Raw genomic sequence first — 11,783 nt, forward strand, 5'->3', positions numbered from 1 at the left:
TCCGAATCATGAGGAAAAATTTTCGCCGAGACGTCCTGACGAGGCGCTCCAGGCGTAAATGAATCCCTGGGCCTGTTTACAATCTGTAACATGTGCGGTTGAAAATGCGCAATCGCAACATTTTGTACACTTTGTCTCGTTGAGTGGAATCGTTTCTCCTGACACTATGCTGTCAGGAGCCGCTGGGGTTCCGGCGACTGAGGGGCAGTGGTCGATAGCATGACTGGCAAGAGCATAAGGCGACGCAATACACCGGCCATCGAGTGGCCAACCGCAGCCCTCGCTTTCTTCTGTTACGGAGCATGGCTCGCCACCGGTCTACTGCTCTGGCCGTCCTATCCGATCTTCGCGCTCGCTCTCCTCGGTTTCATCCTGGCACTTCAGTCGTCGATCATGCACGAAGTGCTGCACGGCCATCCGACGCGCAATGCCCTGATCAACGAGGCTTTCGTCTTCCTGCCGATCGGTCTGGTCTGGCCGTTCCGCCGCTTCAAGACGCTTCATCTGCGCCACCATGCCGACGAGCGCCTGACCGATCCGCTCGACGATCCGGAAAGCTACTATCAGGCGCTGTGGCAGCATGATGAACTGCCGCCGACGATGAAATTCCTGCTCGGGATCAACAACACCATGGCCGGCCGGTTCTTCCTCGGTCCCTGGCTGTCCTGCATCGGCTTCTTCATCGACGACGCCAAACATATGATGGCCGGCGACAAGGCCATCCGCAAAGCCTGGCTGCTGCATGCGATCGGCCTCGCCGTCGTGGCGCCGATCGTGCAGTTCGGCTTCGGCATTCCGCTTTGGCTCTATATTCTGCCGGTGTGGCTCGGCCAGTCGCTGATCGCGATCCGCACCTTTGCCGAGCATCAATGGTCCGAGCATCCCGAAGGCCGCACGGTGATCATCGAGCGCTCGCCGCTGTCGTTCCTGTTCCTCAACAACAATTTGCACTTCGTCCACCACAAGACCCCAACGGTGGCCTGGTACAGACTGCCTCAGCTGTTTCGCGAGCGTCGCGAGGAATGGCTGCGGATGAACAATGGCTATGCCTATCCCAACTATTTCGCGCTGATCAGGTCCTATGCTTTCAAGGCCAAGGAGCCGATCGTGCATCCGGTGTTGCGGCGCCAGCCGGAGCCGGGCAGGGCGTTCAAGCCGCGCGTCAGGGCGCGCAGCATCAGCGGGCTCGGCACCGCGCCAGTCCCGGCCGAGCCGCCCAAGGAATGAAGCCCGCGACACGACGGACGGTGTCGGCTAACTCAAATCCGACGCCGCGTTTTTGCGAACCTCTCTCCAGATTTAATGGTCAGATCCCGGCATGAGCGAATTCGTTGCAGCGCTGCCGATGTATGACTGGCCGGAAGTGCGCCGCGAGGTCGACGACCAATGGGCACTGCTGCGCGATGCCTTCCGTCAAGGGGGGATAATCGATGCGCCGGAGACCGTCATTCGCCGCAACGGCGATCTGCCGCCAGTGCCGGGCGGCATTCATAGTGCCACCGGCGTTCTGATCGCGCCCGACCCCGCGACATTGCCGCCGGACGCGCTCGATTTTCACCAGCTCTGGCTGCATCCCGCACTGCTGTTCGCGCAGACTTGCTGGGGGCCAATGGAGCTTGGCCTGGCCAGCCATGTGCAGGTTGTCGGCCAGCCGAGCTATGACGTCTACGAAGGCGGCCAGGGCGAGCTTTATTCGAGCGCGCTTGTCATGCGGGCGGACGGCAAGGCGTCCGTGCCTGCGCCTGCCAATGGCAGGCCCGTCATCCCGCTCGATCTGATCCGCGGCAAACGCTTCACCTTCAACAGCCTCGATTCGATGTCCGGTATCATCGCGCCGACGCGCGACCTGGAGGCGCTGGGCGAAAGCCTTGATGTGTTTTCCTCGCGCAGCGAAAGCGGCGGACATCGCGCTTCGATCGTCGCCGTGGCCGAGGGCAGGGCCGATGTCGCGGCGATCGACTGCGAGAGCTGGGCGCTGGCGCAGCGCTTCGAGGGGGCCGCCCGGCAAGTGAAGGTCGTCGGCTGGACGGGCCTGCGCAAGGGCCTGCCCTTCATCACCGCGAAAACGACGCCGGAAAAAACGGTTGCCGCGATGCGCGAGGCCCTTGCCGGCTTAGCCGAGCAGCCTCGCATCCAGCGGATAGGTTGAAAGCTTTTCGTTGCCGGTGCCGGTGACCAGGATCTGTTCTTCGATCTTGACACCCTCGCGCCCGCCGAGCCTGCCGATATAGCTCTCCACGCACAGCACCATGCCTGGCTCGATCACGCCGTCGGGCGTGTCCGATGTCCAGTCGTCGGCATGCGGCAAGGTGGGGTATTCGTCGGCCAGCCCGACGCCATGGTAGAGCACACCATAGCGGGTCGGGAAACAGTCGCCGGGCGGCACCGCCGAGCGGTCGACAAGGTCGCGGAAGGCGGTGCCCGGCTGTATCAATTCGGTGTTGTGCGCGATCTGGTCGGCGGCGATGCGGAAAAGATCGCGCTGTTCGTCGGTTGGCTTCACATCCCCGCACAGCCAGGTGCGCGACAGGTCGGCGCAGAAGCCGTAGGGGCCGATCAGGTCGGTGTCGAAGGCGACGAGATCGCCCGCCTCGATGAGGCGCGAGGAGCATTCCTGGAACCAGGGGTTGGTGCGCGGGCCGGATGCCAACAGCCGCGTCTCGATCCATTCGCCGCCGCGGGCAATGTTGCCGCGGTGCAGTTCGGCCCATAATTCATTCTCAGTGATGCCGGGCTTCAGCGCCTTTTCCATCTCGCCCATTGCCGCCTCGCAGGCGAGGATGGCGCGGCGCATGGCAAGGATCTCGTCCGGGGATTTGACCAGCCGGGCGTTCTCCATCACCGCTTCGCCATTGCCGATGGAAATGCCGAGGCGCGCAAGTTCCTCGACGCCTTCCGGGTTGATGTGGTCGACCGCGATGCGGCTGTTGCCGCCGCCATGTTCCCGCACCAGATCGGCGATTCCGGCCGCCCAGCGGCGGACTTTCTGCTCGGTGAGCTCGCCGCTGTAGAGATACATCCACGAGACGGCGGGGCGAACCTCGTCGACGACGCCGGAATGGTCCGACAGATGTTCGCAGGAGAAATAGTCGAACAGCACCACCGGCCCTTCGGTGGCGACGAAACAATGCCGTGTCGGGTTGTGCGCCACCCAAAGCTGCATGTTCGTGGAATCGGCCGCATAGCGGATGTTGACGGGATCGTAGAGCAGCGCGCCGGCGTAGCCCCGGCGCCTCAGCTCCGTGCGGATGCGCTCCAGCCGATATTTGCGCATTTCGGCCAGGTCGGGGGCGGCAATGCCTGCCGCCGCCCATTCCGCTTCGGCTGTCGCGCCGTAGCCCAGCACATGCTGGTTGAGATCAGCCGCCTTCCGGCGGGAGGCCTCGCGCAGCGCCTCGATCGAGCCCGGCACAAACGGCATGATCTTGCGGTGGCGGCCGAAGCTCCCCTTTGGCGCCGCGCTGTCCATGGCGAAACCTCAGCTCCGCATCTTCTCGCCGCTCGGGTCGAACGGCGCCTCGACATTGATGCGGGCCGGACGGCGATGGCCGAGAATCTCGATCTCGAACAGGCCGGCGCTTTCATCCTGGGCCAGCGCCGCCGGCACGTAGCCCTGCGCCATCGACTTCTGGACGTAGTGGGCATAGCCGCCGGAGGTGACCCAACCGACCACGCGCCAGTCGCCGTCGACGATGCCGCGCACGGCGGACGCGCCTTGCGCCGCCTTGGAGCCCCGCACTTCCTTGCCGGCCGCATCGAAGCGCGGCGCGCCAAAGCCATGCGGCTTTTCCACCGTACCGTAGTCCTTGCCGACCTTGGCCCAGATCGGCTCGTCACCCATCACGTCGGCGTCGGCCGCCTCGACGATAAAGGACACGCGGCGCAGCTTCGGTCCTTCGGCCCGTTCCCTGGCGGCCGCGTCGCGGCCGATAAAGTCGTTCTTCTCCAGCTTGATGAAGCGGTCCATCGAGCCTTCGAACGGTCCGTAGATCGGGCGCAATTCGCGGAACCAGGTCGGGAAGTTCTTTTCCAGGCGCATGGAGAGCAGGGCGCGCATGCCGAAATCGACCAGGCCGAATTCTTCGCCTGCGTCTTTGATCGCCTTGTAAACCAGGCGCTGATAGGCTGGCGCCATCCAGATCTCGTAGCCGAGGTCGCCGGTATAGGTGATGCGGTTGACCATGCAGGGCGCGCCGCCGACCGCCATTTCGCGGAAGTCCATGAAGCGGAAGGCCTTGGTCGAGATATCGACATCGACCAGCTTCTGCAGGAGGTCCCGCGACTTGGGTCCGGCAATCGACAGGCCGACAAGCGTCTGGTCGAAGCGGTGGATGCGTACCTCTGACGCGCTTGGACCATCCTTCGGCAGGTGCTTTTCGAACCAGCGCATGTGATATTTCTGCGCGGCCGACGAGCCCCAGATCATGAAGCGTTCTTCCGCGGCCTTGGCGATGGTGAAGTCGCCGATCAGCTTGCCGAATTCGTTGATCATCGGGGTCAGCACGATGCGGCCCGCCTTCGGCATGCGGTTGGTCATCAGCCGGTTGAGGAAATCCTCCGCCCCCGGTCCGGAGACCTCGTATTTGGCGAAGTTGGCGATTTCGGTGACGCCGACGCGCTCGCGCGTGGCGCGCACTTCCTCGCCGATCGGCCCAAAATCGTTGGAGCGGTGGAAGGACACGATATCCTTCGGCTCCTTGCCCTTCGGCGCGAACCACAGCGGCGTTTCAAGGCCCCAGGAGTCGCCCATGACGGCGTTGTTGGCGAGCATGGTGTCATAAAGCGGCGTCGTCTGCGCCGGGCGCGCTGCCGGCAGTTCCTCGTTGGGGAAGCGGATCGAGAACCGGCGCGAATAGTTCTCGCGCACCTTGGCGTTGGTGTAGCGCAGGCTCGCCCATTCGCCGAAGCGGGCGACGTCCATGCCCCATACGTCGAAGCCGGGATCGCCATGCACCATCCAGTTGGACAGCGCCAGGCCGACACCGCCGCCCTGGCTGAAGCCGGCCATGACGGCGCAGGCGCACCAGAAGTTGGTCAGGCCCTGCACCGGGCCGACCAGCGGATTGCCATCCAATGCGAAAGTGAAGGGACCGTTGATGATCTGCTTGATGCCGGCTTTCTCGATGCCGGGGAAATGCTTGAAGCCGACCTCCAGCGACGGCGCGATGCGGTCTAGGTCGGGCTGCAACAGCTCGTGGCCGAAATCCCAGGGCGTGTTGACCGGCGACCATGGCTTGCACGCCTTTTCGTAAGTGCCGAGCAGGATGCCGTTGCGCTCCTGGCGGGTGTAGATCTCGCCCTTGAAATCCATGACGCCGATCATCTCGCGGCCGGTCGATTTGTTGAATTCCTCGACCTCCGGCATGGGCTCGGTCAAGAGATACATGTGCTCCATGGCGAGCACCGGCAGTTCGAGGCCTACCATGCGGCCGATCTCGCGCGCCCACAGGCCGCCGCAGTTGACGACATGCTCGGCGTGAACCGTGCCTTGTTCGGTGATGACGTTCCAGGTGCCGTCGACCTGCTGCGTCAGTTCGACGACGCGGTTGCGCAGCACGATCTCGGCGCCGAGTTTCTTCGCCGCTTTCGAGTACGCAATCGTCGTGCCGGACGGATCCAGATGGCCTTCGACCGGATCCCACATGGCGCCGACGAAATTCGTCTCGTCCATCAGCGGGAACATCGCCTTGGCCTCGGATGGCGTGATCAGCTCGGTATCCATGCCGAGATAGCGGCCCTTGGCATGGGCAAGCCGCAGGAAGTCCATGCGCTCGGGCGAGTCGGCCATCATCACGCCGCCGGTCAGGTGCAGCGAACAGGACTGGCCGGAAAGCTCCTCGATCTCCTTATAGAGCTGCACGGTGTAGGCCTGCAGCTTGGCGACGTTGGGATCGCCGTTGAGCGTATGGAAGCCGCCCGCCGCGTGCCAGGACGAGCCGGAGGTGAGCTCCGAGCGCTCGATCAGCATGATGTCTGTCCAGCCGGCCTTTGCCAGGTGATAGAGCACCGAGCAGCCGACGACGCCGCCGCCGATGACAACCGCTTTTACATGGGATTTCATGAAGCTAGGTCCGTTTTTGAAGAGATTGAATCGGGTGAGTGCGGTATGAAAACAAAGCGGAGGTCGGATGCAGCGATGTTTTCGACCAGCCTGTCGTCGAGCGCGGCGAGGATGGTTTCGCACACGGGAGTACGGTGTTTCAGGACTTCATAGCTCCAGAGGCGCAGGATCGAGTAGCCTTGGGCGCGCATGAAATCGTCACGGCGGCGGTCGTAGGAACTGTCGGCGTGCTGTGAGCCGTCGAGCTCGACGATCAGCCATTTTTCGCGGCAACAGAAGTCGGCGTAATATGGTCCGATAGAGAACTGTCGCGTGAACTTGTAGCTACCAAGTTTGCGGGTTTTCAGCTCGAGCCAAAGCAGTGCTTCGGCCTGATTGTTGCCTTGCCTGAGTTTCCTGGTTCTCTGGGTTGTAACTGACTTTCGGCGACTGCGGGTTTTACGAGCGGCTTCCCCCACTCCGTCGCTGCTTCGCAGCGCCACCTCTCCCCCCTCCGGAGGGAGAGGAAGGGAGCCAGCCTGGCCAAGTCCGCGCCCTTCCTCTTCCCCGTCGATCGGGGGAGAGGTGTCGAGCGCAGCTCGACGGAGTGGGGGTCGACCGTTCATCGAATCCATACGCGTGATCAGTTCATCAACAACGCAGACGATCAAAAATCGGTCGGCGCGCCGCCTTCGGCGCGACGTTTCTGGACGAAGGCGTTGAGCTCTTCGCGGATCGCCGGGTCCATGTAGGGCTCGTCATAGGAGGCCAGCCGCTCCTTCCATACCTTGTTGGCCTTTTCGAGCGCCGTCGGCGAGCCGGCTTCGGCCCAGGTCTCGAAATTGCGCCAGTCGGACAGGATCGGCGAGTAGAAGGCGGTCTTGTAGCGATCCTGCGTGTGCTGTGTGCCGAAGAAGTGGCCACCGGGGCCGACCGACTGGATGGCGTCGAAGCCAAGCGCCTGTTCGGACAGGTCGAGCGGGGTCAAGAATTCCGCCACCATCTGCAACAGGTCGATGTCGAGGATGGTCTTCTCGTAGGAGCAGCGCAGGCCGCCTTCGAGCCAGCCGGCGGCGTGCATCATCAAATTGCCGCCGCCCTGGATGGCGCCCCACAGCGAGAACACGCTTTCATAGGCGGCCTGTGCGTCGACCGTGTTGGCGGCGCAAGTGTTGGAGGTGCGGTAGGGGATGTTGTAGCGGCGGGCCAGCTGGCCGCCGACGAGCTGCGCCTTCATGTATTCGGGCGTGCCGAAGGCGGGCGCACCCGACTTCATGTCGACATTGGAGGTGAAGCCGCCATAACCGACCGGCGCGCCCTTCCTGACCATCTGGGCAAACGCGATGCCGGACAACGCCTCGGCGTTCTGCTGCACCAGCGCGCCGGCAATGGTCACCGGCGCCATGGCGCCCGACAGGGTGAACGGCGTGACGATGACGACCTGGCCCTTGCTCGACATCTGGATGATGCCTTCCATCATCGGCACGTCGAGTTTCAGCGGCGAATTGGTGTTGATGATGGTGAAAACGGACGGTTCTTCGAGCAACTGCTCGTGGCTGATGCCGCGCGCGATGCGGGTGATCTCGATGCCGTCGACATTTCGTTCCTTGCCGAGCGAATAGATGTGGAACACCTTGTCGGTCAGCGTGGCGAGGTCGCGGATGCATTCGAGGTGGCGGACGGAGGGGTGGATGTCGATCGGCTCGACCGGATAGCCGCCCGTGCAGTTCAGTATGTTGTGCATCTGCGCCAGGCGCAGGAAATTGCGATAATCCTGCTGGTTGCCGGGCCGGCGGCCACGATCGATGTCCGAGCAATTGGGCGCCGAGGCCATCATCGAGATGATCAGATTGTCGCCGCCGAAGCGCACATTGTGCGCGGGGTTGCGGGCATGGATAGTGAATTCAGGTGGGCAGTGCGACACCAGATCGAGGATCATGTCGCTGTCGAAGCGCACGCGCTCGCTGCCTTCGCGCACGTCGGCGCCATGTTCCTTCATGATGCGGCGGGCTTCGTCATGCAGCACGTCGACACCGATCTCCTTCAGCACCCGCAGCGAGGCCAGGTGGATCGATTCCAGCTCGTCGTCGGAAACCAGCTTGGTCGGCTGGAGCGGGATTTTCAGCTGGCGGAACGGCGGCTGCTCGAACGCGGCCGAGCCGCCTGCGCGTTTTCCGGCGCGGCCGCCGCGGCGGGCACGATCGGTTGCCAATGCCGGTTCGGCGGGTTGAAGGGCGGCGGTCATGAGGGGCCTCGTACGATGCGAAAGTGGGCGGCATAATGGACCGGCGGCTGTCCGGCCATTGCGGAGGCGGCGACCACTAGAGCGAGGGAAGCGACATGCCGGAACGGCAGCTGCGTGGTCCCGAGGCGGGCCCGCGGATAAGGGGGCGCCATTCGTTGCAGTATCGTCTTTTGCTTCTGATAAACTTGTGCGTCGAATATCTCCGGAGGGAGAGCCATGCCTGACGTCGTCAAAGTGCGTGCCGCCACCAACAACGAAGTCGCGTTCCTCTCCTGGGACCTCGACGGGATGATCCCGGGCTGCCTGGGCTTCGAGATCGTTCGCCTCTATCCCGACACCGGCGAGGAGCGTTGCCTGGCTTCCTGGGTGCCCTTCAAGGGACAGCGCAACAAGGATTGGATACCCCAGGATACCGGCGTCTGGCCGGTGCAGAAGACATTCTGGCGCGATCTCACTGTCCGGCGGCGCCGCGACAGCCTGGATGTCAGGCCAGACGGCCAAATGATCGCCTACCGGGTGCGTCCGGTCGGCGACATGAAGGCCGGGCTCGATCCCGTGCCGGTGCGCCCGGAAAAGACCTATACCGGTCCAGCGCGGCCGCTGGGCTATCTCGGCCGGGGCGCGGTCAGTCCGCCGATCTTCCTCGGCCAGATGTTCGGCAAGGCGCGCGTCGCCTTCACGAATGGCGTGCTGTCGACGCAATGGATGTCGCGCGCGCTGGCCGAGGCCGGCATCAAGGTCGGGCAGCGCGACAAGATCAGGGCTGTGCTGCAGGATCCGACCAGCAAGATACGCGCCTACCTGCATGGCGACGTGCCTGATGTGCTGACCAGCCTGCCGAAGCGGGCCAAGGCCGAGGGCGGCACGGTCAGGCTTGCGCTCTACGAGCTTGGCGACGACGAACTGTGCGACGCAATCATTGCCGCCAAGGATGTCGTGGAGGTCATTCTTTCCAACTCGGGCAGGGATGACCAGACGAAGGCCTGGGACGCTGGCAACGCGCCTTACAGGAAGCGGCTGCACGACGCAGGCGTCGCGGTGACGGATCGCCTGTTCAACAACAACCATATCGGCCACAACAAGTTCGCCGTCTATCGCGATGCCCAGGGCAAGCCGCAATCGGTGATGACGGGCAGCACCAACTGGACCTCGACGGGCATTTGCGGGCAATCCAACAACGCCTTCATCCGCGACGACCCGGCGATGGCCGAGATATTCGACGCCTACTGGCAGCGCATGAAGGCCGACCTGTTCCCGCCGCCGGCCACGGAAAGCGCCGCCGGCCATGTCGCGCAGACGCAAGGCGTGCCGTTTCGCAGGGAAAACCACAGGCCAAACCCGCTCAACGGCGCCACGGCGGCGCTGGACGGCATGACGGTGTGGTTCTCGCCCAATGATCCCGAGCGCAACAAGAAGAACATCTCGGTGCGGCCGGTCGATCTCGAGGACCTCTTCGCCCGCATCAAGGCAGCCAAGCGCGCCGTGCTGTTCCTGGTGTTCAATCCTTCGCGGCTCGGCGACAATTCGATCGTCGACCAGGCGGTGGCGGCGGCAAGGGCCGATCCGAAGCTGATCGTGCAAGGGGCAATCAGCGATGAGACCGCCATGCCCAATTATGTCGCGCCGACCAAGGATCCGGTCACCCATAAATCAAACAGGGACGGCAAGTCGCCCTTCGTCTATCCGGAGAAGGTCTGGGAGGCGCCGAACGTTTCCATCGTGCGGGCGGCGAACCTGACCGGCGCCACGATCGCCCGCGATTTCCAGGCGGAGGTGCTGACCGTCGGCCATGCCATCGTGCACGACAAGATCGTCATCATCGATCCGATGGAGGACAACGCAACGGTCGTCACCGGCAGCCACAATCTCGGCTACAAGGCTTCCTACGAAAACGACGAGAACATGGTGATCGTCGAAGGCGACAAGACCTTCGCCGCGGCCTATGCCGTGCATATGCTCGACGTGTTCGACCACTACAAGTTCCGCGCCTGGCGCAGGACCATCGGCAAAGGCCCTTCGGATGACGATGGGCTCTCCATCGACGACAAGTGGCTGAAGCCTTACGCGCAAGGCAGGAAAGGCGCGATCGCACGGTATTTTCCATAGTGCTGCCGGCGGGTGCTGACGGCTTTTGACGCGAGCCTTCCGGTGCACGGCGCCGGCCGTTGGCGCAAGCGGATTTTGCCGTCCGGCCCTTCCTTTCCCGGGATCGAACCGGTAGCTGATGGCTTGCCGATCCGCAGGTCGGCGATTCACTCATGGAACGGCAGCATGGTCGCGACCGGCTCGAGCCAAGGCGAAGCGGCAACGCAGTGGGCAGCGCTCGCCGGCGTCACCGCAGCGCTGGCGATGTTCGGCGCCGCGCAAGGGCTGAGCTCGCCGCTGTTCACGCTGCTGATGCAGAAGCAAGGCATGTCGCCGGGCCTGATCGGCCTGTCGGCGGCGATGATGCCGGTTGGCTTGATCCTGTCTGCCTCGTTCGTGCCCGCCGCCGTGCGGCTGGTCGGCGCCCGCACGCTCGCCGTCGGCTGCTCGCTGATCGGTGCGCTGTGCTTCCTGGGCATCGGCTATCTGCAGGATTGGGTGGCGTGGTTCGTCCTCCGTTTCATCATCGGCGTGGTCATCAACCCGCTCTACATCCTCGGGGAGGTTTGGGCGCTGTCGCTGGCGCCGCCGGCGCGACGCGGCCGGGTGATGGGCGTGTTCAACACGCTGATGGGGGCCGGCTACGCGGCCGGGCCTTTCACACTGACCCTGCTCGGCACGTCGGGCTGGGCTCCCTTCAGCGTCGGCATTGGTGGTTTCGTGCTCTGCGCCGTTATTCTGCGCCTTGTCTCCTCAAAGCTCACCGGTTTCGAGGATGACGGCCAGCCAGCCGGCAGCTTTATCGGTTTTGCCCCGCTGGCGCCGGCGCTGCTGCTGGCGGTGCTGGTCTCGGCAGCGGTCCAGCAAAGCACCTATGCGCTGGTTCCGGTCTTCGGCGCCGGCTATGGCTTGCCGGAAGCCGTGCTCGCCGCTCTGGTGATGGCGTTATCCCTGGGCAATATCCTGCTGCAGATCCCGCTCGGCCTGCTCGCCGAACGCTTCGGCGGCCGCCCCATGATCCTGGCCTGTGCGGTGGCGACCACCGTTTGCGCGCTTCTGCTGCCGCTGCTGATCGCGACGCCGCTGATCTGGGCGGTGCTGCTGGTGATGGGAGCGGTCGGCTATGGCGTCTACACGATGGCGTTGGTGGAACTCGGCAGCCGCTTCAAGGGCTCGCTGCTGGTCACCGGCAACGCCGCTTTCGCCTTGTTGTGGGGCGTTGGCGGCATTGTCGGTCCGCCCAGCGCCGGTCTGCTGATGCAGGCGATCGGGCCTTTGGGATTGCCGGCGGTGATCGTCGGCCTGGACGCGCTGCTGGTCGCCTTCGTGCTCTACAGATCGGCCAGCCGCAGAGGCTCCTGACAGGGTTTGGCCGGAACAAGCGTGGGTTCGGGCTTTGGGGCTTACGGCTGT

8 protein-coding genes are annotated in these 11,783 nt (G+C 63.9%); 4 read left to right on the forward strand and 4 right to left on the reverse strand.

All coding sequences use genetic code 11. The features are described from left to right. Nucleotides 1-219 precede the first annotated feature (219 nt). Nucleotides 220-1,227, forward strand: coding sequence for a fatty acid desaturase (locus FJ953_RS04375; protein WP_140623264.1), 1,008 nt, complete (start codon nt 220-222; stop codon nt 1,225-1,227). Nucleotides 1,228-1,318: 91 nt separating this feature from the next. Continuing rightward, the gene (locus FJ953_RS04380) at nt 1,319-2,149 is read left to right on the forward strand and encodes a PhnD/SsuA/transferrin family substrate-binding protein (RefSeq protein ID WP_140623266.1); all 831 of its coding nucleotides are present in this window, start codon (nt 1,319-1,321) and stop codon (nt 2,147-2,149) included. Here FJ953_RS04380 and FJ953_RS04385 read toward each other — a convergent pair. From FJ953_RS04385 to FJ953_RS04400, 4 genes are all read right to left on the reverse strand, one after another. Further along, nucleotides 2,114-3,469, reverse strand: a complete 1,356-nt coding sequence (locus FJ953_RS04385) for a Xaa-Pro peptidase family protein (protein WP_140623268.1) — start codon at nt 3,467-3,469, stop codon at nt 2,114-2,116. The two genes, FJ953_RS04380 and FJ953_RS04385, sit on opposite strands and share 36 nt — an antisense overlap. 9 nt (nt 3,470-3,478) lie before the next feature. Further along, nucleotides 3,479-6,061, reverse strand: coding sequence for an FAD-dependent oxidoreductase (locus FJ953_RS04390; protein ID WP_140623270.1), 2,583 nt, complete (start codon nt 6,059-6,061; stop codon nt 3,479-3,481). Beyond that, entirely contained in the window at nt 6,058-6,543 is a 486-nt protein-coding gene (locus tag FJ953_RS04395) for a DUF559 domain-containing protein (RefSeq protein ID WP_140521094.1), read from the reverse strand. The genes FJ953_RS04390 and FJ953_RS04395 overlap by 4 nt, the downstream gene beginning before the upstream one ends. A 164-nt stretch (nt 6,544-6,707) precedes the next feature. Next, on the reverse strand, nt 6,708-8,285 hold the full coding sequence (locus FJ953_RS04400) for a trimethylamine methyltransferase family protein (RefSeq protein WP_140521093.1): 1,578 nt from the start codon (nt 8,283-8,285) through the stop codon (nt 6,708-6,710). 216 nt (nt 8,286-8,501) lie between these two features. Here FJ953_RS04400 and FJ953_RS04405 point away from each other — a divergent pair, with 216 nt between their 5' ends. Beyond that, complete coding sequence (locus tag FJ953_RS04405; RefSeq protein WP_140623272.1) at nt 8,502-10,391, forward strand: phospholipase D-like domain-containing protein; 1,890 nt, start codon at nt 8,502-8,504, stop codon at nt 10,389-10,391. Nucleotides 10,392-10,556: 165 nt separating this feature from the next. After that, on the forward strand, nt 10,557-11,732 hold the full coding sequence (locus FJ953_RS04410; protein WP_140623274.1) for an MFS transporter: 1,176 nt from the start codon (nt 10,557-10,559) through the stop codon (nt 11,730-11,732). Nucleotides 11,733-11,783 lie beyond the last annotated feature (51 nt).

Origin of the sequence: Mesorhizobium sp. B2-3-6 (genome assembly GCF_006442305.1) — a bacterium.
In the GTDB taxonomy this organism is placed as follows: Bacteria; Pseudomonadota; Alphaproteobacteria; order Rhizobiales; family Rhizobiaceae; genus Mesorhizobium.

Coding starts and splice junctions, on each gene's coding strand:
- FJ953_RS04375 (WP_140623264.1), top strand. CDS start 220: ATGACTGGCAAGAGCATAAGGCGACGCAATACACCGGCCATCGAGTGG.
- FJ953_RS04380 (WP_140623266.1), top strand. CDS start 1,319: ATGAGCGAATTCGTTGCAGCGCTGCCGATGTATGACTGGCCGGAAGTG.
- FJ953_RS04385 (WP_140623268.1), bottom strand. CDS start 3,469: ATGGACAGCGCGGCGCCAAAGGGGAGCTTCGGCCGCCACCGCAAGATC.
- FJ953_RS04390 (WP_140623270.1), bottom strand. CDS start 6,061: ATGAAATCCCATGTAAAAGCGGTTGTCATCGGCGGCGGCGTCGTCGGC.
- FJ953_RS04400 (WP_140521093.1), bottom strand. CDS start 8,285: ATGACCGCCGCCCTTCAACCCGCCGAACCGGCATTGGCAACCGATCGT.
- FJ953_RS04405 (WP_140623272.1), top strand. CDS start 8,502: ATGCCTGACGTCGTCAAAGTGCGTGCCGCCACCAACAACGAAGTCGCG.
- FJ953_RS04410 (WP_140623274.1), top strand. CDS start 10,557: ATGGTCGCGACCGGCTCGAGCCAAGGCGAAGCGGCAACGCAGTGGGCA.